20 protein-coding genes and 2 tRNA genes are annotated in these 23,765 nt (G+C 46.3%); all 22 read left to right on the forward strand.

Going from position 1 to position 23,765, the window contains the following annotated elements; translation table 11 throughout:
* The first annotated feature begins 5 nt into the window (after positions 1-5).
* Entirely contained in the window at positions 6-3,539 is a 3,534-nt protein-coding gene (mfd, locus tag AC1RRX_RS18230; RefSeq protein WP_007409931.1) for a transcription-repair coupling factor, read from the forward strand.
* A gap of 136 nt (positions 3,540-3,675) precedes the next feature.
* A complete protein-coding gene (spoVT, locus tag AC1RRX_RS18235) occupies positions 3,676-4,212 on the forward strand; it encodes a stage V sporulation protein T (RefSeq protein ID WP_004264646.1) in 537 nt (178 codons plus the stop codon).
* A 168-nt stretch (positions 4,213-4,380) separates the two neighbouring features.
* On the forward strand, positions 4,381-5,961 hold the full coding sequence (locus AC1RRX_RS18240) for a putative polysaccharide biosynthesis protein (RefSeq protein ID WP_144464952.1): 1,581 nt from the start codon (positions 4,381-4,383) through the stop codon (positions 5,959-5,961).
* Complete coding sequence (gene yabN, locus AC1RRX_RS18245; RefSeq protein ID WP_144464954.1) at positions 5,951-7,426, forward strand: bifunctional methyltransferase/pyrophosphohydrolase YabN; 1,476 nt, start codon at positions 5,951-5,953, stop codon at positions 7,424-7,426. The genes AC1RRX_RS18240 and yabN overlap by 11 nt, the downstream gene beginning before the upstream one ends.
* A 1-nt stretch (position 7,427) precedes the next feature.
* On the forward strand, positions 7,428-7,688 hold the full coding sequence (locus tag AC1RRX_RS18250) for an RNA-binding S4 domain-containing protein (protein WP_007409934.1): 261 nt from the start codon (positions 7,428-7,430) through the stop codon (positions 7,686-7,688).
* Positions 7,689-7,766: 78 nt separating this feature from the next.
* Positions 7,767-8,069, forward strand: coding sequence for a sporulation protein YabP (gene yabP, locus AC1RRX_RS18255; RefSeq protein ID WP_004264638.1), 303 nt, complete (start codon positions 7,767-7,769; stop codon positions 8,067-8,069).
* On the forward strand, positions 8,066-8,701 hold the full coding sequence (yabQ, locus tag AC1RRX_RS18260) for a spore cortex biosynthesis protein YabQ (RefSeq protein ID WP_007409935.1): 636 nt from the start codon (positions 8,066-8,068) through the stop codon (positions 8,699-8,701). Before yabP ends, yabQ begins: the two co-directional genes overlap by 4 nt.
* A gap of 17 nt (positions 8,702-8,718) precedes the next feature.
* Complete coding sequence (gene divIC / locus AC1RRX_RS18265) at positions 8,719-9,096, forward strand: cell division protein DivIC (protein ID WP_004264632.1); 378 nt, start codon at positions 8,719-8,721, stop codon at positions 9,094-9,096.
* Positions 9,097-9,176: 80 nt separating this feature from the next.
* On the forward strand, positions 9,177-9,563 hold the full coding sequence (locus AC1RRX_RS18270; RefSeq protein WP_004264630.1) for a S1 domain-containing RNA-binding protein: 387 nt from the start codon (positions 9,177-9,179) through the stop codon (positions 9,561-9,563).
* A gap of 157 nt (positions 9,564-9,720) precedes the next feature.
* A tRNA-Met gene (locus tag AC1RRX_RS18275) sits at positions 9,721-9,797 on the forward strand.
* Positions 9,798-9,804: 7 nt separating this feature from the next.
* Positions 9,805-9,876, forward strand: a tRNA-Glu gene (locus AC1RRX_RS18280).
* 209 nt (positions 9,877-10,085) lie between these two features.
* Entirely contained in the window at positions 10,086-12,575 is a 2,490-nt protein-coding gene (spoIIE, locus tag AC1RRX_RS18285; protein WP_007409936.1) for a stage II sporulation protein E, read from the forward strand.
* 67 nt (positions 12,576-12,642) lie between these two features.
* Positions 12,643-13,380 carry a vWA domain-containing protein gene (locus AC1RRX_RS18290; protein WP_004264624.1) on the forward strand — a complete coding sequence of 246 codons (738 nt, stop codon included), beginning with the start codon at positions 12,643-12,645 and terminating at the stop codon, positions 13,378-13,380.
* Positions 13,346-14,347, forward strand: coding sequence for a serine/threonine protein kinase PrkT (prkT, locus tag AC1RRX_RS18295; RefSeq protein ID WP_144464956.1), 1,002 nt, complete (start codon positions 13,346-13,348; stop codon positions 14,345-14,347). Before AC1RRX_RS18290 ends, prkT begins: the two co-directional genes overlap by 35 nt.
* 104 nt (positions 14,348-14,451) lie before the next feature.
* Positions 14,452-15,870 carry a tRNA lysidine(34) synthetase TilS gene (gene tilS, locus AC1RRX_RS18300; protein ID WP_144464958.1) on the forward strand — a complete coding sequence of 473 codons (1,419 nt, stop codon included), beginning with the start codon at positions 14,452-14,454 and terminating at the stop codon, positions 15,868-15,870.
* A complete protein-coding gene (gene hpt, locus AC1RRX_RS18305; RefSeq protein WP_004264611.1) occupies positions 15,867-16,406 on the forward strand; it encodes a hypoxanthine phosphoribosyltransferase in 540 nt (179 codons plus the stop codon). The genes tilS and hpt overlap by 4 nt, the downstream gene beginning before the upstream one ends.
* Before the next feature lie 97 nt (positions 16,407-16,503).
* Entirely contained in the window at positions 16,504-18,423 is a 1,920-nt protein-coding gene (gene ftsH / locus AC1RRX_RS18310) for an ATP-dependent zinc metalloprotease FtsH (protein WP_004264608.1), read from the forward strand.
* Positions 18,424-18,571: 148 nt separating this feature from the next.
* Positions 18,572-19,348 (forward strand): type III pantothenate kinase, encoded by a 777-nt coding sequence (locus AC1RRX_RS18315; RefSeq protein WP_007409940.1) that lies wholly within the window; start codon positions 18,572-18,574, stop codon positions 19,346-19,348.
* A gap of 10 nt (positions 19,349-19,358) precedes the next feature.
* Positions 19,359-20,234, forward strand: coding sequence for an Hsp33 family molecular chaperone HslO (gene hslO, locus AC1RRX_RS18320; RefSeq protein WP_004264606.1), 876 nt, complete (start codon positions 19,359-19,361; stop codon positions 20,232-20,234).
* A 45-nt stretch (positions 20,235-20,279) separates the two neighbouring features.
* Positions 20,280-21,170 (forward strand): peptidyl-prolyl cis-trans isomerase, encoded by an 891-nt coding sequence (locus AC1RRX_RS18325; protein ID WP_144464960.1) that lies wholly within the window; start codon positions 20,280-20,282, stop codon positions 21,168-21,170.
* A gap of 75 nt (positions 21,171-21,245) precedes the next feature.
* Positions 21,246-22,172, forward strand: coding sequence for a cysteine synthase A (gene cysK, locus AC1RRX_RS18330; RefSeq protein ID WP_144464962.1), 927 nt, complete (start codon positions 21,246-21,248; stop codon positions 22,170-22,172).
* A 168-nt stretch (positions 22,173-22,340) separates the two neighbouring features.
* Positions 22,341-23,762, forward strand: a complete 1,422-nt coding sequence (gene pabB, locus AC1RRX_RS18335; RefSeq protein ID WP_144464964.1) for an aminodeoxychorismate synthase, component I — start codon at positions 22,341-22,343, stop codon at positions 23,760-23,762.
* Positions 23,763-23,765 lie beyond the last annotated feature (3 nt).

The following is a 23,765-nucleotide window of genomic DNA, read 5'->3' on the forward strand; positions in this document are numbered from 1 at the left end:
CCCATATGGACAACATTCAAACCTTTATTAAAGAAAGCGATGATTTTAAATCCATTGTCAACGGTTTACATGAGGGGCTGAAGGAACAGCTGCTTGCGGGTCTGTCAGGTTCCGCGCGTTCTGTTTTTACCTCCGCCCTTGCACAGGAAACGAAAAGGCCGATTTTCTTTATCACCCATAATTTATATCAGGCCCAAAAAGTGACGGAAGATCTGACGGCGCTTCTCGGGGATCAATCTGTTTTTTTATACCCCGTGAATGAATTGATTTCTTCAGAAATTGCGGTAGCGAGCCCTGAACTGCGCGCTCAGCGGCTTGATGTCATTAATAGATTAACAAACGGAGAAGCGCCGGTCGTTGTGGCGCCCGTTGCGGCAGTGAGAAGAATGCTTCCGCCGAAGGAGCTGTGGAAAAGCAGCCAGCTCGTCATTTCACTCGGAGACGAAATAGAACCGGATCAGCTGTCCGCGCGCCTTGTAGAGGTGGGGTATGAGCGTTCCGATATGGTTTCTGCACCCGGTGAATTCAGTATTCGCGGCGGAATTATCGACATTTATCCGCTGACGTCGGAGCATCCGGTGCGAATTGAACTGTTTGATACGGAGGTCGATTCCATCAGAAGCTTCAATTCTGATGACCAGAGATCAATTGAGACGCTCAAACATGTGGCGATCGGACCGGCGAAGGAATTGATCATCAGGGCGGAAGAAAAAGCCCGGGCGATGGAAAGGCTCGATAAAGGGCTTGCCGACAGTCTGAAAAAGCTGAAGCAGGACAAACAAAAGGAAATGCTTCATATCAATATCTCACATGATAAAGAACGGTTATCAACGGGACAGACTGATCAGGAACTTGTGAAGTATCTCTCGTACTTTTACGAAAAACCTGCTAGTTTGCTAGATTATACACCGGCAGACACGTTGTTACTGTTAGACGAGGTCAGCCGCATTCATGAAATGGAGGATCAGCTGCAAAAAGAAGAGGCCGAATTTATGACAAGTCTGCTCGAGGAAGGGAAAATTCTGCATGACATTCATTTATCCTTCAGCTTTCAGGAGCTTATGAGCGAAAAGCGGCGCCCGGCTATTTATTATTCATTATTTTTGCGTCATGTCCAGCATACAAGCCCTCAGAATATCGTGAATGTGACAAGCCGGCAGATGCAGAGTTTTCACGGGCAGATGAATGTGCTCGCAGGTGAAATGGAGCGCTTTAAGAAATCAAACTTCACCGTTGTCTTTTTAGGCGCAAATAAGGACAGAACCGACAGATTGGCATCCGTGCTGGCTGATTACGAAATTGAAGCCGCAAAAACGGACAGCTCCAAAGCGCTTGTGCAAGGACAGGTCTATGTCATGGAAGGCGAGCTGCAATCCGGTTTTGAACTGCCGCTGATGAAGCTGGCCGTCATTACGGAGGAAGAGCTGTTCAAAAACCGAATCAAGAAAAAGCCGAGAAAGCAGAAGCTGACAAATGCCGAACGGATCAAAAGCTATTCCGAGCTTCAGGTCGGTGACTATGTCGTCCACGTCAACCACGGGATCGGTAAGTATTTGGGGATCGAAACACTAGAAATCAAAGGCATTCATAAAGATTACCTCAACATTCATTATCAGGGCAGCGATAAGCTGTACGTCCCTGTAGAACAAATCGACCAGGTGCAGAAGTACGTCGGCTCTGAAGGAAAAGAACCGAAGCTTTATAAACTGGGCGGCAGTGAATGGAAACGGGTGAAGAAAAAAGTTGAAAACTCCGTTCAGGATATTGCCGATGATCTGATTAAGCTTTATGCGGAACGGGAAGCAAGCAAGGGCTATGCGTTCTCGCCGGATCATGAAATGCAGCGGCAGTTCGAATCTGCTTTCCCTTATCAGGAAACAGAGGACCAGCTCCGTTCCATTCAGGAGATTAAAAAGGATATGGAAAGAGAGCGCCCGATGGACCGTTTGCTTTGCGGTGATGTGGGTTACGGGAAGACGGAGGTAGCCATCCGGGCGGCCTTTAAAGCGATCGCAGACGGAAAGCAGGTCGCGCTTCTTGTGCCGACGACAATACTCGCGCAGCAGCATTATGAAACCATTATGGAGCGTTTCCAGGACTATCCGATTAACATCGGTCTTCTCAGCCGATTCAGAACGAGAAAAGAATCCAATGAAACGATTAAAGGCCTGAAAAACGGAACGGTAGACATCGTAATCGGAACCCACAGGCTCTTATCTAAAGACGTCGTCTATAAAGATCTCGGCTTGCTCATCATTGATGAAGAGCAGCGCTTTGGCGTAACGCATAAGGAAAAAATCAAACAGATCAAAGCCAATGTCGATGTGCTGACTCTTACAGCGACGCCGATACCGCGCACGCTTCATATGTCCATGCTCGGTGTGCGGGACTTATCTGTTATTGAAACGCCGCCGGAAAACCGTTTCCCTGTTCAGACATATGTCGTGGAATACAACGGCGCGCTTGTGCGGGAAGCCATCGAAAGAGAACTGGCGCGCGGAGGACAGGTATATTTCTTGTACAACCGCGTGGATGACATCGAGCGGAAGGCTGATGAAATTTCCATGCTTGTTCCCGATGCGAAAGTGGCATATGCCCACGGAAAAATGACCGAAAATGAATTGGAAAGCGTCATGCTCAATTTTCTGGAAGGGGAATCAGACGTCCTTGTCAGCACGACTATTATTGAGACAGGCGTAGATATACCAAATGTCAATACCTTGATTGTGTTCGACGGAGACAAAATGGGGCTGTCTCAGCTGTATCAGCTGAGAGGACGGGTCGGCCGTTCCAACCGCGTCGCTTATGCGTATTTTACGTACCGCAGAGACAAAGTGCTCACTGAGGTGGCGGAAAAACGGCTGCAGGCGATTAAAGAATTTACCGAGCTGGGATCAGGCTTTAAAATCGCCATGCGTGACTTGACGATCAGGGGAGCGGGGAACCTTCTCGGCGCCCAGCAGCACGGCTTTATCGACTCAGTCGGTTTTGACCTGTACTCGCAAATGCTCAAGGAAGCGATTGAAGAGCGGAAAGGCGATATTCCGAAAAGCGAACAGTTTGAGACAGAAATTGATATCGAGCTTGACGCGTATATTCCTGAAAACTATATACAAGACGGCAAGCAAAAAATCGACATGTACAAACGCTTCAGGTCAATCGCCACAATTGAGGAGAAAAATGAGCTTCAAGATGAAATCATCGACAGGTTCGGCAGCTATCCTAAAGAGGTTGAATGGCTGTTTACGGTTGCTGAGATGAAGGTATACGGAAAATATGAACGCGTCGAACTCATCAAGCAGGATAAAGACGCGATCAGATTTACCATTTCTGAAGAGGCCAGCGCACAGATTGACGGTCAGAAATTGTTCGAACTCGGCAATAAATACGGCCGGCAGATCGGACTGGGAATGGAAGGGAAAAAGCTGAAAATCTCAGTACAGACGAAAGGCCGCAAAACGGAAGAGTGGCTGGAGACCGTGCTCGGCATGCTGAAAGGCCTTCAGGATGTGAAGAAAGAAACAATCGCGTCTTCATAAAAATTGTTACTCTCTGGTGTATATTACATTTGATGTGACGGATACTAATTTCAAGCGAGTGGCGGAAGCTACATAAAGTAAAGAGCTTTAGTACTTTCCCTTAAATATCATCACATGAAAGAGAGGCACCAGAGAGATGAAAGCTACAGGTATCGTACGTCGTATTGATGATCTAGGACGGGTCGTCATTCCTAAAGAAATTCGGAGAACACTGCGAATCAGGGAAGGAGACCCGCTTGAAATATTCGTTGACCGCGACGGAGAAGTTATATTGAAAAAGTATTCTCCTATCAGTGAGCTTGGCGATTTTGCGAAGGAATATGCAGATGCTTTGTATGACAGTCTCGGCCATTCCGTCTTGATTTGCGACCGTGACGCGTATATTGCCGTTTCAGGCAGTTCGAAAAAAGAATTTCTGAACAAAGCCATCAGCGATTTGCTCGAAAAAACGATGGATCAGCGCAGCTCAGTGGTAGAAAACGACGTGAAGTCCGCGCAGCTTGTTAATGACATTGATGAAGATATGAGCTCCTATACAATAGCTCCGATCGTGGCAAATGGCGATCCTATCGGTGCCGTGGTCATCTTTTCCAAGGAACAGGCACTTGGAGAAGTAGAACATAAAGCGGTAGAAACGGCAGCCAGTTTTTTGGCGAGACAAATGGAGCAGTAGGTCTTATTACCATTATTGAAATAAGAAAACGGAGAAAGAGCAGCTCTTATACAAGTGCTGTTCTTTTTCATATTCATATGTGCTCTCTATCGGTTCGGCCGTTAGGATTGTGATATAATAAGCTCGTTTTATAGACGTAATTTTCTAGCGGCTGGAAGGAGCTTTTGGATGAACGATTCAGTTGGCGCCAAGCGGCAATCGGCATGGAAAGGTGCTTTTGTGCTCGTCGTTGCGGGTATCGTAACGAAGATATTAAGCGCCGTGTACAGGGTTCCTTTTCAGAATATTGTCGGTGACGTCGGATTTTACATTTATCAGCAGGTGTATCCGTTTTTAGGGATCGCGGTCATGCTGTCAACATCCGGTTTTCCGGTAATCATCTCAAAATTAATGAACGATTATAGCGATCATAAACAAAAAATAATGAAAATTTCCGCCCTTTATGTCACGGCGGCCGGACTTGTTCTGTTTGCGCTCATGTATGCCGGCGCGGCGCCGTTGGCCGGTTTTATGGGTGACGACCGCCTTGTGATGCTGATAAGGGTCGCGGCGTTCGCTTTCATACTGTTTCCGTTTACGGCGGTTTTCCGGGGGTATTTCCAAGGCGTGCATGATATGATGCCGTCAGCCTTATCCCAGATTACGGAACAGCTTCTTCGCGTGGCGGTGCTTCTCGGTTTATCCTTCTGGCTTTTGAAAAGCGGCCGTTCATTATACGCGGCTGGTGCGGGGGCGGCCTCGGGATCAATTGCCGGAAGCTTGGCAGCCCTTTGTGTATTGGCTGTTTTCTGGTATAAGCGGGAAGAAACCAAGAAAGACGGCGGACATATCGAAACGGCCGTCATTGTAAAAAAGCTGCTGCTTTATTCAGTCACCATCTGTATCAGCAGTGTACTCATGCTTTTGATTCAGCTTGTAGACGCCTTAAACTTATATTCACTGCTTTCAGACGGGACGGAGAGCCATGCCGCGAAACAGCTGAAAGGCATATATGACCGCGGACAGCCGCTCCTTCAGCTGGGAGCCGTGTTTGCCGTCAGTATCGCCGCGTCATTGGTTCCTTCAATTTCAAAAGCGGTGCATGAGAATAAGCCGTTTATCATAAAAGAGAAAGCGACATCAGCCGTCAAGCTCTGCCTTGCGGTAGGGATCGGTGCATCAGCCGGGCTTTTTTGCATTTTAGAGCCGGTGAATATCATGCTTTTCCAAAACAGTGAGGGGACGCAGACCTTACAAATATTCAGCTTATCTATCTTTTTTGCCTCGATTGCGCTTACGGCAGCCGCGATTCTGCAAGGAGCGGGACATACCGTTTTCCCCGCCGTATCCGTTTTGGCGGGAGGGGCGCTGAAATGGGTGCTGAATGTTTGGCTGGTCCCCGGCTGGGGTATTACAGGAGCGGCACTGGCGACCGTCTTGGCATTTGCCGCAGTTGCGTGCCTGAATCTCCGGAGAATTTGGTCGAAGGGCTGGCTGACGAATATCGGCGGCGTGATTGCCCGTCTGTGCTGGTGCAGCCTGCTGATGGTCTTCTTTCTGCTCGTATATATGAAGCTATGGCAGTTATTTGTTCCCGTCAGCAGGGCCGGAGCTGTATGTGAGAGTCTGTCTGCGTCAGTCATCGGAGGGCTATTGTTTATTTATTGTATGATAAGAATGAAGATTTTCACGGACGAAGAGCTGAGCGGCCTTCCTTTCGGCAGTGCTTTAAGCAAATTGAAAAAGAGGAGAGAAAAACATGGCAGGTAACATTACGGTCGTCGGCCTCGGCGCCGGAGACATGGATCAGTTGACAGTGGGCGTACATAAGCTGCTGACTCAGGCGAAGCATTTATATATAAGAACGAAAGACCACCCTTTGATTCCGGAATTAGAGCAAGAGACGGAAGCGGACATCCGGTATTTTGATGATATTTATGAAAAACATGATCAGTTTGAAGCGGTCTATGAAGAGATCGCGGACATTCTGTTTGAAAAAGCGAAGCAAGAGGATGTCGTCTACGCTGTGCCCGGGCATCCGTTTGTCGCTGAGAAAACCGTTCAGCTGTTATTTGAACGCCGGGAAGAACAACAGGTAGCTGTTCATACTGCCGGAGGGCAAAGCTTTTTGGATGCCACTTTTAATGCATTGCGAATTGATCCGATTGAAGGGTTTCAATTTACGGATGCGCAAACAATGACGCCGGATGAGCTCGAACTCCGCCATCACCTGATCATTTGCCAGGTTTATGACCAAATGACGGCCTCTGAGGTGAAGCTGACGCTTATGGAGAAATTGCCTGACGACTATGAAGTGGTCATCGTCACGGCAGCCGGAAGCAAGGGAGAAAAGATGACCAAGGTGCCTTTGTTTGAGCTTGACCGCAATGTAGAAATAAATAACTTAACAAGCGTGTATGTTCCGCCGATTAAAAAAGAAGAACTCCTTTACCAGGAATTTTCTGCATTCCGAAGTATTATTCGCGAGCTTCGCGGGCCGAACGGCTGTCCGTGGGATCAAAAGCAGACACACCAGTCATTAAAGAAATATATGATTGAGGAATGCTACGAACTGCTTGAGGCCATTGACGAAGAGGACACGGATCACATGATAGAAGAACTCGGGGACGTCATGCTTCAGGTTATGCTGCACGCCCAGATCGGAGAAGACGAGGGGTATTTCTCAATTGATGATGTCATCAGAGACATCAGTGCGAAGATGGTCAGACGGCACCCGCATGTGTTTAAGGATGTTAAGGTTCAGGATGAACATGATGTCGTCGCCAACTGGGAAGAAATCAAAAAGGCGGAAAAGCAAACAACATCCACTTCATTGCTGGATGCCGTGCCGAAAACACTGCCTTCTCTTGCAAAAGCGGCCAAGCTTCAGAAAAAAGCCTCAAAAACCGGCTTTGACTGGGATGACGTTCAGGATATATGGGATAAAGTAAATGAAGAGCTGAAGGAATTTTCTGCAGAGGCTTCCGCCGAATCAGCAGATGAAATCAGCTTAAAAGCTGAATTCGGCGATGTTTTATTTGCATTGGTCAATATCGGCCGATACTATAAAATTGAGCCTGAGGAAGCGCTCGCCATGACAAATGACAAATTCCGCAGACGCTTTGCTTATATTGAGAAAGAAGCGGCAGCAAAGGGACTTGAATTGACCGCAATGTCACTTGAGGAAATGGACAAATTGTGGGATGAAGCAAAAGAAATGGAGAGGAGATTCTGATATGAGACTTGATAAGTTTTTAAAAGTATCCAGATTAATTAAACGCCGCACATTGGCGAAAGAGGTCGCCGATCAAGGGAGAATCACAGTTAACGGGAATCAGGCGAAAGCCAGCTCAGACGTAAAAGCCGGCGATGAACTGACGGTCCGCTTCGGCCAGAAGCTTGTCACCGTGAAGGTAAACGAATTGAAAGAAACAACGAAAAAAGAAGAAGCCGCGGGCATGTATACAATCGTCAAGGAAGAAAAACTCGGCGAATAGGCTTGTTCTAAACAAGGCTCCCGTCTCATACAATGCAGTAATAATGCTAAAAGTATCGAGGATATGGGGGCTGAATAGATGAATTCATATTATGAGCAAAAAGGTTCTTCTTCTGTTCCGGAACAGCATGATGTAACGATGAAAGGGAGAAAGCATTTAGACATTTCGGGCGTCAAGCATGTAGAAAGTTTTGACAACGAAGAGTTTTTGCTGGAAACGGTTATGGGAATGCTTTCCGTCAGAGGCGAGAACCTGCAGATGAAAAATCTTGATGTGGAAAAAGGGATTGTATCTATAAAAGGCAGGGTGTTTGACCTTGTATATTTAGACGAGCAGCAAGGGGATAAAGCTAAAGGGTTTTTTAGCAAGTTGTTTAAATGACGCTGACCACCCAATTTTATACGATGCTGGCAATGACCGGTATGGGCGCCTGGCTCGGAGCGTCGCTTGATACATACAGGCTGTTTGTCAGCCGCGCCAAAACGGCCAGATGGCTGTTATTCATTCATGACATTCTCTTTTGGATTGTACAAGGTCTGCTGTTTTTCTATGTGCTGCTCAACGTGAATGAAGGGGAACTCAGGGTATACATTTTCTTGGCTGTCTTACTGGGGATTGCGACGTACCAAAGCCTGTTTAAACGAATGTATATAAAAATACTGAAATTTGCCATTCATCTTGCGGTGTCTCTTTACCAATTCGCAAAAAAGCTCATTCAGCACGTGCTGTTCCGTCCGGTGCTTCTGCTCTTTAAGCTGCTCATCGGGCTGATCACGGTTATTTCTTTATACTCCTATCGGGTGAGTGCCTTTTTTGCGAAGTGTCTTTTTAAGATCGTAACGTTTTTGCTGTATCCGCTGTTTTTCCTGTTGAAACAATTATTGAAACTTCTTCCTGAAAAGTGGCGTCTTACTTTCAAACGATATTTTCAAAAAAGTGCAGGATTTTTACAAAAGAGCAAGAAACTAATCATAACAATCAGATCGACCATGATACGTATTTTGAAAAGGTGAAAGGAGGACCGTCTGGTTTGAATCTATCTAGAGAACGTACAATAACTGAAATCCAAAACGACTATAAAGAGCAGGTTGAACGGCAATCCCAGCTTATGAAAAGAAGGCGGAAAGGGCTTTTCAGACGGTTGATCGTATTCGGCGCCCTTGTGTTGTTGACGGCTATTGTCTTAGCGGGTTCTCTGTGGTCACAGACCTCTTCCCTTAGCGCAAACGAAGAAAAGAAAGCTCAGCTGGAAAAACAAGTGAAAGAATTGAACGCGAAACAGGCTGATTTAAAAGATGAAATTTCCAAATTAAAGGATGAGGATTACGTCACAGAGCTTGCCAGAAGAGACTTGTTTATGTCAGGAAATGGTGAGATTCTCTTCAATGTAGAAAAGAAGAGCAAGTAGCCTTGTTGACACTTAAATTTTTATTTAGGTATAATTAAACAAACGATCTTTTTATAAGCCTAAGGAGGAGCACTTTTTTTATGTCGATTGAAGTTGGCAGCAAGTTGCAAGGGAAAATAACAGGTATTACAAATTTCGGAGCATTTGTTGAATTGCCTGGAGGCTCAACCGGTCTCGTTCATATCAGTGAGGTAGCCGATAATTATGTTAAAGACATTAACGAGCATTTAAAAGTCGGCGATCAAGTTGAAGTGAAAGTCATCAACGTTGAAAAAGACGGGAAAATTGGTTTATCAATTAAAAAAGCTAAAGACCGTCCGCAAGCCAGACCTAGAAATGATTTCCGTCCGAAAGAATCTTTTGAACAGAAAATGAACAAGTTTCTTAAAGATAGCGAAGACCGCTTATCATCTTTAAAACGAAACACGGAATCAAAACGTGGAGGGCGCGGAGCAAGAAGAGGATAACTTGCTGCTTTCTATAAATACATGGAGCATCCGTCTATCCCAGCGGGTGCTTTTTTTGTATTCACCCATATAGTCAGAAAATTAAAACTTTAAAGTTTCTGTTGACGGAATGAAGAAACCTTTGTATTATATAACTTGTGCTTATAAGCACCTATATGGCGGTGTAGCTCAGCTGGCTAGAGCGTACGGTTCATACCCGTGAGGTCGGGGGTTCGATCCCCTCCGCCGCTACCATATATATGGCCCGTTGGTCAAGCGGTTAAGACACCGCCCTTTCACGGCGGTAACACGGGTTCGAATCCCGTACGGGTCATCAAGCGAATCGGCTTCTGTTGCAGAAGCCGATTTTTTCATATTTAGACAACTTTTTGAGAAATGTCGGAGGAAATACGAAAGGAAAGGGGAACAAGGGAGAAAGCGTCGAAGAGTTCTTTGGAATTGTTACCTTCTTTTGACAAAATCCTATCTGGGCTTTCATTTATAATGACAAGCAACGAATAAAACAGGTGGGGGATGAGAGCAATGGAAAAAGCGGAAAGAAGAGTGAACGGGCCGATGGCGGGACAAGCTCTGGAAAAACTGCAATCGTTTTTTGAAAAGGCGGCAAAGCTTACAGTCCATCAAGCGCATTCACTTTTTTTCTATAAGGGTTTCATTTATGTCGTGATCGGTTTTTTACTTGGACGGGCTTTCATATTATCTGAGGTTCTTCCGTTTGCGCTGCCGTTTTTCGGAGCGATGCTTTTGATCAGAAGAGATAAAGCCTTCTATGCTTGTCTGTCTTTACTTGCGGGCGCTTTAACCATTTCGCCGAAACACTCTTTATTGATTCTCACAGCTTTGGCCGTCTTCACTCTATTTTCAAAAATCGGTACATATATCGTGCAGGACCGGGTGAAGATGCTGCCGATCGTGGTGTTTTTCTCTATGGCTGCCGCGAGAATCGGATTTGTTTATTTTGAAAGCGGCGCTTTTACCACCTATGATTATGTGATGGCTGTTGTCGAGGCGGGCCTGGCCTTTATTTTGACGCTGATCTTTTTGCAAAGCCTGCCGATCTTCACGATCAAAAAAGTGAAGCAATCGTTAAAAATAGAAGAAATCATCTGTTTTATGATCTTGATCGCATCCGTTTTAACCGGGCTTGCCGGTGTTTCATTTCAGGGAATGCAGGCTGAACATATCCTGGCCCGCTATGTCGTGCTGAGTTTTTCCTTTGTCGGCGGGGCAAGCATCGGCTGTACGGTCGGTGTTGTGACCGGACTGATCCTCGGGCTTGCGAATATCGGGAACCTCTATCAAATGAGTCTGCTTGCGTTTTCCGGGCTTCTTGGCGGGCTGCTGAAAGAAGGAAAGAAAGCCGGAGCCGCAGTCGGATTAGTGATCGGCTCACTGCTGATTTCATTATATGGAGAAGGGTCTGCCGGATTAATGACCACTCTTTATGAATCTTTGATTGCCGTTGTTTTGTTTTTGATTACGCCTCAATCGATTACGAAAAAGGTGGCGCGATACATACCGGGCACTGCTGAGCACAGTCAGGAACAGCAGCAGTACGCGAGGAAAATCAGAGATGTCACCGCCCAGAAAGTAGACCAGTTCTCCAATGTGTTTCATGCCTTGTCGGAGAGCTTCGCCACCTTTCATCAGACGTCTTCCGATGAGCAGGCGGAAGAAGGGGAAGTGGATCTCTTTTTAAGCAAAATCACGGAGCATTCGTGCCAATCCTGCTATAAGAAAAGCAAATGCTGGGTTCAAAACTTTGATAAAACATATGACTTAATGAAACAAGTTATGCATGAAACAGAAGAAAAACAGTATGCCTCAAACCGCAGATTAAAAAAGGAGTTTCAACAGCACTGTTCCAAATCCAGACAGGTGGAAGAGCTGATTGAGGACGAACTTGCCCACCATCACGCCCATCTGACACTGAAGAGAAAAGTTCAGGACAGCAGAAGGCTTGTTGCCGAGCAGCTGTTGGGGGTTTCTGAGGTCATGGCGGACTTTTCTCGGGAAATAAAACGGGAGAGGGAGCAGCATTTTATTCAGGAAGAACAAATGATAGAGGCGCTTCAGCATTTCGGAATCGAGATTCAGCATGTCGAGATATACAGCTTGGAGCAGGGCAATATTGATATCGAAATGACAATCCCGTTCAGCGGAGGACACGGCGAGAGTGAGAAAATTATCGCCCCGATGCTGTCTGACATTCTTGAGGAGCAGATACTTGTCAAAAGCGAACAGCACTCGACTCATCCGAATGGCTACAGCCATGTCGCGTTCGGTTCGACCAAGTCGTACCGGGTATCGACAGGCGCGGCTCATGCGGCAAAAGGCGGCGGCCTTGTCTCCGGCGACAGCTACAGCATGATGGAACTGGGGGCGAGAAAGTATGCGGCCGCGATCAGTGACGGCATGGGCAATGGGGCGAGGGCCCATTATGAGAGCAACGAAACGATTAAGCTGCTCGAAAAAATTCTCGAATCAGGTATTGATGAAAAAATAGCGATCAAAACGATCAACAGTATTCTGTCTTTACGGACGACAGACGAAATTTACTCAACTCTCGATCTTTCTATCATTGATCTTCAGGATGCAAGCTGCAAATTCTTGAAGGTCGGTTCAACGCCGAGTTTTATCAAGCGGGGAGATCAAGTCATGAAAGTGCAGGCCAGTAATCTGCCGATCGGCATCATCAATGAATTTGATGTGGAGGTTGTAAGCGAACAGTTAAAAGCGGGAGATCTGCTCGTCATGATGAGTGACGGTATTTTTGAAGGACCGAAGCACGTTGAAAACCACGACCTGTGGATGAAACGGAAAATGAAAGGGCTGAAAACCGAAGATCCGCAGGAAATCGCTGATATATTAATGGAAGAGGTCATCAGAACGCGTTCCGGCCAAATCGAAGACGATATGACGGTGGTTGTTGTCCGGATTGACCACAACACGCCGAAATGGGCTTCCATACCTGTGCCGGCGGTTTTCCAAAATAAAAAGGAGATTTCTTAATCATTTCGTATAAATCACTTTCCTTCTGGCGAAGATGGGACTAATCGTATCACCGGGAGGAATGTATGTGAATAAGGGACATTTAAATCAAGTTCTGCTGATTACAGATGGCTGCTCCAATCATGGTGAAGACCCGATCGCAATGGCGGCTTTCGCCAAGGAGCAGGGGATTACGGTGAATGTTATAGGAATTATGGAAGAAAACGCGATTGACCAAGAGGCAATGAAGGAAGTTGAAGGCATCGCCATGGCCGGAGGCGGCGTCCATCAAGTTGTGTATGCGTCACAATTGTCTCAGACGGTTCAAATGGTGACGAAAAAAGCAATGACCCAGACGCTGCAAGGTGTCGTCAATCAAGAGCTTAAACAAATCTTAGGGAAAAACGTTGAAATGGAAGAGCTTTCTCCTGAAAAACGCGGAGAAGTGATGGAAGTGGTTGATGAACTCGGCGAAACGGTTCATCTGCAAGTGCTTGTACTGGTTGATACGAGTGCCAGTATGGCACCGAAACTGCCGACGGTGAAAGAAGCGCTGATCGATCTTTCCATCAGTTTAAATTCCCGGGCCGGGCAAAATGAATTTGCAATGTGTATATTTCCCGGGAAAAGCCAGGAAGTTGAGCTTGTGCTGAATTGGACGCCGAAGCTTGAATCCCTTTCTGCACTCTTTGCGAAGCTGTCGACCGGCGGTATCACCCCTACGGGCCCCGCAATCCGGGAAGCGACGCAGCAGTTTGAGAGAATCCGCTCAAGAAGGAGCATGTTGGCAGATGATGAACGACGCTTTAACGAGTTTGGCATGTAGTCTGGCACCGGGGACGGCAATTCAGGGCAAATGGAACGGCAAATCCTACAGATTGCTCAAACAGCTTGGAAAAGGGGCTAACGGTATTGTATATCTGGCAGAAGCATCAGGCGGACAGGTCGCTTTGAAAATAAGCAGCGACAGCATGTCTGTTACCTCTGAAGTGAATGTCTTAAAATCCTTTTCAAAGGCCCGGTCGCAAACGATGGGGCCTTCTTTTTTTGATGCGGACGACGCGTTTATTCCGCAGCTGAATAAAAATGTCTCTTTTTACGTGATGGAGTACATAGAAGGGCCGCTTCTTCCGCAATATATCAGCAGTAAGGGAGCGGAGTGGATTCCGGTGCTGATGGTGCAGCTTCTTTCCAGCCTGTCAGTCCTTCATCAGCAAGGGTGGGTTTTTGGCGACCTCAAACCGGACAATCTCATTGTAACCGGACCACCGGCTGCCATTCGCTGCATTGATGTAGGGGGAACGACAAAACAGGGCCGCGCGATTAAAGAGTATACGGAGTTTTACGACAGGGGTTATTGGGGGTATGGAACAAGAAAAGCAGATCCATCCTATGACCTGTTTGCTGTCGCAATGATCATGATCCACTGTGTCCAGAAGAAAGAGTGCAAAAAGTCAGGACAGCCGAAAGAACAGCTTCGTTCTATCATTGAAGGCCACCCGTTTCTGAATAAGTATAAGAAGGTTCTGTTTTCTGCTTTAAACGGGCAATATCCGTCTGCGGAAGCCATGAAGCATGACATCCTGACGGCGGGGCAGAGTGCCGGGAGCAAAAAGAAAGCCGCCGCCAAGCCTAAGCCGCCGCAATCAAAACCGCGGCAGGGCACTGTATCTCAAACGCGGTATAAACCTAAACAAAAACCCGCAAAGCACAATGGTTTGTTTGAAACAACACTTATTTTAATCAGCGTTCTCGCCCTTTATTTCGCTTACATCGTCTTTTTTCTCATCTAAAGCCGGCCGGACGCCTGCGCTCATGCTTCTTCTTTGCTTGGAGGGAATGAAAGTGATAGGATATGTATATCTTTAAAAAACCTGCTCATTGTGAGGGGGACATTGTGAAAAGCGTGGAAGATTTTTTCAAAACATATCATCTTCAGGCGGAGGGAGAAACGATTATTGCCGGGGTCTCCGGAGGCCCTGATTCAATGGCGCTTCTCAGTATGCTGAATAAGCACTTCGGGCATTCCTCCGTTATCATAGCGGCGCATGTCGACCATCAGTTCAGGGGTCCTGAATCTGAAGAAGATATGAAGTTTGTGCAGTCATATTGCGAAGCGGAACATATCCTCTGCGAAACGGTACAGATTGATGTTTCTGCATACGCAAAGAAGAATAAGCTGAACAAGCAGGCTGCCGCGCGTGATTGCAGATATCAGTTTTTCGAAGATCTGATGACAAAACACCAAGCGAAGTTTTTGGCGCTGGCTCATCACGGCGATGACCAGGTTGAGACAATGCTCATGAGGCTTGCGAAAGGTACGCTCGGGGCAGGGCTTGCGGGAATGCAGCCCGTCCGCGAATTTGCATCCGGCTGGCTGATCAGGCCTTTCCTCTATGCGGCAAAGGATGAAATCCTTGAATACTGCCGTCAAGAAGGGCTCAGCTACAGAACGGATGAGAGCAATGCAAAAGACGATTATACAAGAAACAGATTCAGAAAGACCGTGCTTCCTTTTTTAAAACATGAATCACCTGACGTTCATAAAATGTTTCAAAAGGTGAGTGAAGCACTGACAGAAGACGAACAATACCTGCAGTCATTAACGAAAGAACGAATGAATAAGGTTATTACAAGCAAGTCTGACACATCGGTTGAAGTCAATTTCTCTCAATTGCTTGCCCTTCCGATACCTTTACAAAGAAGAGGAGTTCAACTAATATTAAACTATCTTTATGAAAACGTTCCATCGTCGTTTTCCGCCCGCCACATACAGCAGTTTCTCGAATGGGCGGAAAATGGAAGCGCCTCGGGAGTGCTTGATTTTCCGAAAGGGCTGAAGGTGGTCAAATCATATCAGACATGTTTGTTTACATTTGAACAATGGCAATGTGAAAAAGTTCCCTTTGAGCTGCAGCTGCAAGGAGCGGAAGGCGAGACTGCTGTTCTCCCCAACGGCTTTATGATAGAGGTGGCCGATCAGGCTGACCCTCATATCAAAAATGGGAATGCTGTTTTTATGACAAGCAGAAACAAGGTGCAATTTCCTTTAACAATCCGGACGAGAAAAATCGGCGACCGGATCAAACTTAAAGGGATGAATGGCTCGAAAAAGGTGAAAGATATATTTATTGATCATAAACTGCCTCTGCGGGATCGGGACGAATGGCCGATTGTAACGGATGCGAGCGGTGAAATTATCTGGCTGCCTGGCTTGAAAAAATCCATCTTTGACGATCTTGTGATTTCAAACAGTGACCGCATTGTATTACAATATAGACAGCATGAAAAGTGTAGGGGGCAAGCATTAACATGAAACAGGATATCGAAAAAGTGCTGATCTCAGAAGATGAGATCCAGCAGAAAGTAAAACAGCTTGGAGAACAATTAACAAGCGAGTACAGCGACACGTTTCCGTTGGCAATCGGTGTGTTAAAGGGAGCGCTTCCTTTTATGGCTGATCTTATAAAGCATATTGATACATATTTGGAAATGGACTTCATGGATGTATCAAGCTACGGAAATTCCACGGTTTCTTCCGGAGAAGTCAAAATCATCAAAGATTTGGATACATCTGTAGAAGGCCGGGACATCTTAATCATTGAAGATATTATCGACAGTGGGTTAACCTTGAGCTATCTCGTAGAACTCTTCCGATATCGTAAAGCGAAATCAATTAAGATTGTTACCCTGTTGGATAAACCAAGCGGAAGAAAAGCGGACATTAAAGCAGACTTCGTAGGCTTTGAAGTTCCTGACGCGTTTGTTGTGGGTTACGGACTTGATTATGCCGAACGCTATCGCAATCTGCCTTACATCGGAGTATTAAAACCGGCGATTTATGAAAGCTGATCGGCTGCCTGCTTCCGAGATGGTTATCGGTTGTATTGGAATGATTTTCTATGGTACTATTGAACATAGTTGTGCTTACTGTGGGAGGAGGTAAGGAATGAATCGGGTCTTCCGTAATACCATTTTTTATTTACTTATTTTATTAGTAGTAATCGGGGTTGTGAGTTACTTCCAGACTTCAAACCCGAAGACAGAAAATATGTCGTACAGTACGTTTATCAAGAACCTCGATGAAGGGAAAGTTGATAGCGTATCGGTTCAGCCTGTCAGAGGTGTTTATGAGGTAAAAGGACAGCTGAAAAAATACGACAAAGACCAGTACTTTTTAACACATGTTCCTGAAGGAAAAGGAGCAGACCAGATATTTGATGCAATTAAAAAGACGGACGTAAAAGTTGATCCCGCACAGGAAACAAGCGGGTGGGTGACGTTCTTAACGACGATCATTCCGTTTGTCATCATCTTTATTCTGTTTTTCTTCCTGCTCAATCAGGCTCAGGGCGGCGGCAGCCGTGTCATGAACTTCGGAAAGAGCAAAGCGAAGCTGTATACGGAAGAAAAGAAACGCGTGAAGTTTAAAGATGTAGCCGGCGCGGATGAGGAGAAGCAGGAGCTTGTTGAGGTTGTTGAGTTTCTGAAAGATCCTCGCAAATTCGCCGAGCTTGGCGCCAGAATCCCTAAAGGCGTGCTGTTGGTCGGACCTCCGGGAACCGGTAAGACGCTGCTTGCGAGAGCCTCAGCCGGTGAAGCGGGCGTTCCTTTCTTCAGCATCAGCGGATCTGACTTCGTTGAAATGTTTGTCGGTGTCGGTGCTTCCCGTGTGCGTGATTTATTCGAAAATGCGAAAAAGAATGCGCCTTGTCTGATCTTCATTGATGAGATCGACGCGGTGGGACGTCAGCGCGGCGCAGGTCTTGGCGGCGGGCATGATGAACGCGAACAGACGCTGAACCAGCTGCTTGTTGAGATGGACGGTTTCAGTGCGAATGAAGGAATCATTATTATCGCTGCGACAAACCGCGCGGACATTCTTGACCCTGCATTGCTCCGTCCGGGACGTTTTGACCGTCAGATTACGGTAGACCGTCCGGATGTCATCGGCCGTGAAGCCGTATTACAGGTGCATGCGAGAAACAAACCGCTTGATGAAACGGTGAACTTAAAAGCAATCGCTTCAAGAACACCCGGTTTCTCAGGCGCCGATTTAGAAAACCTTCTTAACGAAGCGGCACTCGTTGCTGCCCGTCAAAACAAGAAGAAAATTGATATGCGCGACATTGATGAAGCAACGGACCGTGTCATTGCGGGTCCTGCGAAGAAGAGCCGCGTCATCTCGAAAAAAGAACGCAATATCGTGGCGTACCACGAGGGCGGTCACACCGTTATCGGACTTGTGCTGGATGAAGCCGATATGGTTCATAAAGTAACGATCGTTCCGAGGGGGCAGGCTGGCGGATACGCGGTCATGCTTCCGAGAGAAGACCGTTACTTCCAGACAAAACCTGAACTTCTCGATAAAATTGTCGGTCTTCTGGGCGGACGCGTTGCCGAGGAAATTATCTTCGGCGAAGTCAGCACGGGCGCTCACAATGACTTCCAGCGGGCAACGAACATTGCCAGAAGAATGGTGACAGAGTTCGGTATGTCTGAAAAACTCGGACCGCTTCAGTTCGGTCAATCTCAAGGCGGTCAAGTATTCCTGGGCCGGGATTTCAACAACGAGCAAAACTACAGTGATCAGATCGCTTACGAAATCGATCAGGAAATTCAGCGCATCATTAAAGAATGTTATGAGCGTGCGAAAACCATCCTGACTGAAAATCGTGATAAGCTTGAATTGATTGCTCAGACATTGCTTGATGTGGAAACATTAGATGCGGAACAAATCAAGCATCTCGTGGATCACGGAAAACTCCCTGAGCGCAATTTCTCAGATGACCATCTTCAAAAAGACGATGTGAAAGTAAACATCCTGTCTAAAACAGAAGACGAAAAGAAAGACGAGCCGAAAGAATAGTTCGCTTTCTGATATGAAAACCGCCGGCATATACCGGCGGTTTTTTTGCTGGTTCCGTTTTGTTTACAAAAGAGCCGCAGATCGTGTATGGTATTGTAGAATGTTGAAAATGTTATGATTAGAAACTATTCAAAAGTGGTGATAGAGGTTGTTACTGGTTATAGATGTGGGGAACACCAACACCGTGATTGGTGTATATCATGATGGGGAATTAGAATATCATTGGCGCATAGAAACGAGCAGGCACAAAACAGAAGACGAATTCGGCATGCTGCTCCGCTCCTTATTTGAACATTCCGGACTCATGTTTGAACAGATTGAAGGGATTATCATCTCATCCGTGGTGCCGCCAATTATGTTTTCTTTAGAAAGAATGTGCACAAAATACTTTCACATCGAGCCGCAAGTTGTCGGCCCGGGAATGAAAACAGGTTTAAATATAAAGTATGACAATCCGAAAGAAGTGGGAGCTGACAGGATCGTCAATGCCGTTGCGGCGATCCAGCAGTATGGAGGCCCCTTAATTGTTGTTGATTTCGGAACGGCGACGACGTATTGCTACATTGATGAAAACAAACAATACATGGGCGGCGCGATTGCTCCCGGCATTACGATTTCAACGGAAGCGCTGTACTCACGTGCGGCGAAGCTTCCGAGAATTGAAATCGCCCGACCGGACAATATCATCGGCAAAAACACGGTAAGCGCCATGCAGTCCGGCATCCTTTTCGGCTATGTCGGACAAGTTGAAGGCATTGTAAAGCGGATGAAATGGCAGGCAACACAGGAACCGAAAGTCATTGCGACAGGCGGGCTTGCGTCATTAATCGCAAACGAATCAGACTGTATTGATATTGTTGACCCGTTTCTCACTCTGAAAGGGTTGGAAATCATTTATGAGCGAAATCGCGTGGGTCACGTATAGGAGGTAAACGATGGATTATTTAATTAAAGCAATTGCATATGACGGTAAAGTGCGGGCTTATGCAGCCAGAACGACAGATATGGTTAATGAAGCGCAAAGAAGGCATGACACGTGGCCGACGGCATCAGCCGCAATCGGCCGGACGATGACAGCTTCTCTGATGCTAGGAGCGATGCTTAAGGGTGAAGATAAGCTGACAGTCAAAATAGAAGGCGGCGGCCCGATCGGAGCCATTGTCGCAGATGCGAACGCAAAGGGTGAGGTAAGAGCATACGTATCAAACCCGCACGTTCATTTTGATCTCAATGAACAAGGGAAACTGGATGTCAGACGGGCGGTCGGAACTGACGGAACACTCAGTGTCGTAAAAGATTTGGGCTTACGTGATTATTTTACGGGACAAGTAGAGATTGTCTCGGGTGAACTCGGTGACGACTTCACATATTATCTTGTTTCTTCTGAACAAGTCCCTTCATCTGTCGGGGTAGGTGTTCTAGTAAATCCTGATAACACCATTCTCGCTGCGGGCGGGTTCATCATTCAGCTTCTTCCGGGGACTGATGAAGAAACCATTTCAACAATTGAAAAGCAATTATCTCAAATCGAACCAATTTCAAAATTGATTCAAAAAGGCCTGACACCGGAAGAAATCTTAGAAGAAGTTCTAGGTCAAAAACCGGACGTTCTCGAAACAATGCCGGTCAAATTTCACTGTTCTTGTTCAAAAGATCGATTCGAAACGGCCATTTTAGGACTAGGCAAAAAAGAAATACAAGATATGATAGAAGAAGACGGAAAAGCCGAAGCGGTTTGCCATTTTTGTAATGAGAAATATTTATTTACAAAAGAAGAACTGGAAGAGCTTCGTGACGAAACAACCCGCTAGCTCTTTAGCGGGTTGTTCTATTTTATAAAAGGGATGGGGTAGATTTTGAAATCGAGAACACTTTTGACGATTATTGTAGCGGCGCTGTTAGTATGCAGTGTGACAGTGGCGTATAAGTTAACAAAATCCCAAGCCGCGGGGTCATCTGAAGAATCCATCGCGACAATCGGTGATAAACATATCACACGGCAAGACTGGATGAAAAAGATGGAAGACCAGTACGGAAAATCAACTCTGGAAGACATGATTAATGCAGAAGTAGTGGAAGAGCTTGCGAAAAAGAATAAACTCACAGTTTCAAACAGCGAATTGGATCGGGAGTTTCTTTTAATCAAAGCGGTAGATAATTCATTTTATGAAGACAGCCATATTACCGAAAAAGAATGGAGAGACCAGATCCGCTACAACATTCTTCTTGAAGAACTGCTGACGAAGGACATCGATATATCGGATAAGGAAATGCAATCATTTTATAATAAAAATAAAGAATTGTACCATTTCGATGATTCCTACAGAATCCGGCACATCGTCGTCAAAAACAAAGAAGAGGCGGACAGGGTGCTTGCTGATTTGAAAGGCGGTTCCAGCTTTGAAGCCGTCGCCGCTGAGCGTTCCACGGACAGATACACGTCACAGTATGGCGGAGACCTCGGCTTTGTGACAGAAAAACAGGAAAATATCCCGCAGGCATATATCACAGAAGCTAAAAGTCTTAAAGAAGATGAATGGTCCGCTGAACCGATTAAAGTTTCTTCAGGATACGCCATCATTCAGCTGAAAGAAAAGCTTAAATCGAGAACTTTCTCATACAATGAAGTGAAGAGCCAAATCAGACGCCAGATCGCGATGGATCAATTAGGTGACAAGGCGACAGTCAAAACGCTGTGGAAAGAGGCGGGGGTCTCTTGGTTCTACGGGGAAAAAAGAACTAAATGATTGACAAAAAATTTTGAAATTGATAACTTATATTTATAATACCAATAAATTTAGTCGGAAATTGAGGTGTCCAACATGGTGCGTATTGCAAATTCTATTACTGAACTAATCGGAAATACTCCTATTGTGAAATTGAATCGCCTGACGGATGAAAACAGTGCAGATGTATATCTGAAGCTTGAATACATGAATCCGGGCAGCAGCGTAAAAGACCGGATCGGAGTGGCGATGATTGAAGCGGCTGAAAAAGAAGGGAAATTAAAAGCCGGCGACACAATCATTGAACCGACAAGCGGAAATACAGGAATCGGTCTTGCGATGGTGGCAGCGGCTAAAGGTCTCAGAGCCATTCTCGTTATGCCTGATACGATGAGTATGGAGCGACGCAATCTGCTGCGCGCATACGGAGCGGAGCTTGTGCTGACTCCCGGCGCAGAAGGAATGAAGGGCGCCATTAAAAAGGCGGAAGAACTTGCCGAGGAACACGGATACTTTGTGCCTCAGCAATTCAACAATGCGGCAAACCCGGAAATTCACCGCCAAACGACAGGGAAAGAAATCGTAGAACAGTTTGGTGACGACCAGCTTGATGCGTTCGTGGCCGGAATCGGTACCGGCGGAACCATCACGGGAGCGGGCGAAGTGCTGAAAGAAGCATATCCATCCATCAAAATCTATGCGGTAGAGCCGGCGGATTCTCCAGTTCTTTCCGGCGGAAAACCGGGCCCGCATAAAATTCAGGGTATCGGAGCGGGATTTGTCCCTGAAACATTGAATACGGACATCTATGATCAGATCATTACCGTCAAAAACGAGGATGCATTTGAATATGCCCGTAAAACGGCAAAAGAAGAAGGGATTCTCGGCGGCATTTCTTCCGGAGCGGCCATTTACGCGGCACTGGAAATCGCGAAAAAATTGGGGAAAGGCAAGAAAGTGCTTGCGATCATCCCTAGTAACGGAGAACGTTACTTAAGCACACCGCTTTATCAGTTTGAATAGAGACATACACACGGCTCCCGGCTGTATCCGGGAGTTTTTTTTGTGCCTGAAGCATCGAAAATCCAAAAAACGTTTCGAATTTTATGGTTGGAAGTGAAATTCACTTTTTTCACCAGTGTGATTGCTTTAAAATAAAACTACAGTAAAACGAAGCAGAGGATTGATATGATGGCACAACGCAGACCGGCAGGAAGAAAAATACCTTTTACGAAACAAGCATTTTTACAGCGATATGAAAACCTTTCGAAATCGAGAAAACGGCATGTTCTGCTCGAAAGCGCGAGAGGGGGAAGATTCAGTATAGCCGGTCTAGATCCGATTGCGTCCGTCAGAGGGAAAGACGGAATTACAACGATCAAGCATGAGGGGGAAACACTGTTTAAAGAAGGTGACCCGCTGCGGGCCTTTCATGAATGGTTTGGAACGCTCGGAACGGAAACAAACGTTGAGTTTCCGGACTTTCAAGGCGGTGCGATTGGTTTTATCAGTTACGACTACGCCCGATATATTGAGAATTTTAAGATGCTGTCGTTAGATGATCTGGAAACACCTGATATTTACTTTCTTGTTTTTGATGATGTGGCCGTTTATGACCATGAGGAAGAGGCGTTATGGCTCATTACCCATACTGAAGCGGAAGAAGCGGATCTTGCGGAAGAAAAGCTGTCCCGCTTAGAGGACATGTGGTGTTCCCTCCAAACGGCGGACGAGCCTTTTTCACCGCTGAATCGGAATGGGGACGGATCGTACGCCGCTCCGTTCACTGAGGAAGGATTTTCACAGGCTGTAGAACAAATTAAACAATATATCACGAGCGGCGATGTGTTCCAGGTTAATTTGTCCATCAGGCAGTCTCAGTCCTTATCCGTTCATCCGTATGAGGTGTATAAACACTTGAGAAACGTCAATCCGTCTCCTTACATGGCCTATCTCGAGACACCGGGGTTTCAAGTGATATGCGGGTCGCCGGAGCTATTGGTGACAAAGAAGGGGAGGAAGCTTGAAACGAGACCGATCGCGGGTACGCGTTCAAGAGGAAAAGACGATGCTGAAGACAAGGCTTTGGCTGATGAATTAATTCACAACGAAAAAGAACGTGCGGAACATGTCATGCTTGTTGATCTTGAGCGCAATGACTTAGGGCGAGTATCGCGCTACGGCTCCGTGCGGGTTAACGAATTTATGGCAATCGAAAAGTATTCCCACGTCATGCATATCGTGTCAAACGTACAGGGAGAGCTGCAGGACGGATATGATGCGACAGACATTATTCATGCGGTGTTCCCGGGGGGCACCATCACGGGAGCGCCCAAAGTGAGAACGATGGAAATTATAGAAGAGCTTGAGCCGACAAGACGGGGGCTTTATACTGGATCTATAGGCTGGTTCGGATTTAACGGAGATTTGCAGTTTAACATTGTGATCCGGACGATCTATGCAGCCGGCGGACATGCTTTTATGCAGTCCGGAGCAGGAGTGGTCATTGATTCGGTTCCGAAGCATGAATACAAGGAATCGTTCAAAAAAGCTTTTGCGATGAAAAAGGCGTTAGAGCTGAGCGAAGAAGAGACAAAAAATCAGACGAGGTGAGCA

The sequence above is a fragment of the Bacillus sp. GW821-FHT11D08 genome (assembly GCF_058808515.1).

Excerpts from the sequence above, each read along its gene's own strand:
- cysK (WP_144464962.1), top strand. The coding sequence starts at position 21,246 with ATGGTGCGTATTGCAAATTCTATTACTGAACTAATCGGAAATACTCCT.
- ftsH (WP_004264608.1), top strand. The coding sequence starts at position 16,504 with ATGAATCGGGTCTTCCGTAATACCATTTTTTATTTACTTATTTTATTA.
- yabN (WP_144464954.1), top strand. The coding sequence starts at position 5,951 with ATGGCAGGTAACATTACGGTCGTCGGCCTCGGCGCCGGAGACATGGAT.
- pabB (WP_144464964.1), top strand. The coding sequence starts at position 22,341 with ATGGCACAACGCAGACCGGCAGGAAGAAAAATACCTTTTACGAAACAA.
- hslO (WP_004264606.1), top strand. The coding sequence starts at position 19,359 with ATGGATTATTTAATTAAAGCAATTGCATATGACGGTAAAGTGCGGGCT.
- mfd (WP_007409931.1), top strand. The coding sequence starts at position 6 with ATGGACAACATTCAAACCTTTATTAAAGAAAGCGATGATTTTAAATCC.
- spoIIE (WP_007409936.1), top strand. The coding sequence starts at position 10,086 with ATGGAAAAAGCGGAAAGAAGAGTGAACGGGCCGATGGCGGGACAAGCT.
- hpt (WP_004264611.1), top strand. The coding sequence starts at position 15,867 with ATGAAACAGGATATCGAAAAAGTGCTGATCTCAGAAGATGAGATCCAG.
- yabQ (WP_007409935.1), top strand. The coding sequence starts at position 8,066 with ATGACGCTGACCACCCAATTTTATACGATGCTGGCAATGACCGGTATG.
- spoVT (WP_004264646.1), top strand. The coding sequence starts at position 3,676 with ATGAAAGCTACAGGTATCGTACGTCGTATTGATGATCTAGGACGGGTC.
- prkT (WP_144464956.1), top strand. The coding sequence starts at position 13,346 with ATGATGAACGACGCTTTAACGAGTTTGGCATGTAGTCTGGCACCGGGG.
- AC1RRX_RS18270 (WP_004264630.1), top strand. The coding sequence starts at position 9,177 with ATGTCGATTGAAGTTGGCAGCAAGTTGCAAGGGAAAATAACAGGTATT.
- AC1RRX_RS18240 (WP_144464952.1), top strand. The coding sequence starts at position 4,381 with ATGAACGATTCAGTTGGCGCCAAGCGGCAATCGGCATGGAAAGGTGCT.
- AC1RRX_RS18250 (WP_007409934.1), top strand. The coding sequence starts at position 7,428 with ATGAGACTTGATAAGTTTTTAAAAGTATCCAGATTAATTAAACGCCGC.
- yabP (WP_004264638.1), top strand. The coding sequence starts at position 7,767 with ATGAATTCATATTATGAGCAAAAAGGTTCTTCTTCTGTTCCGGAACAG.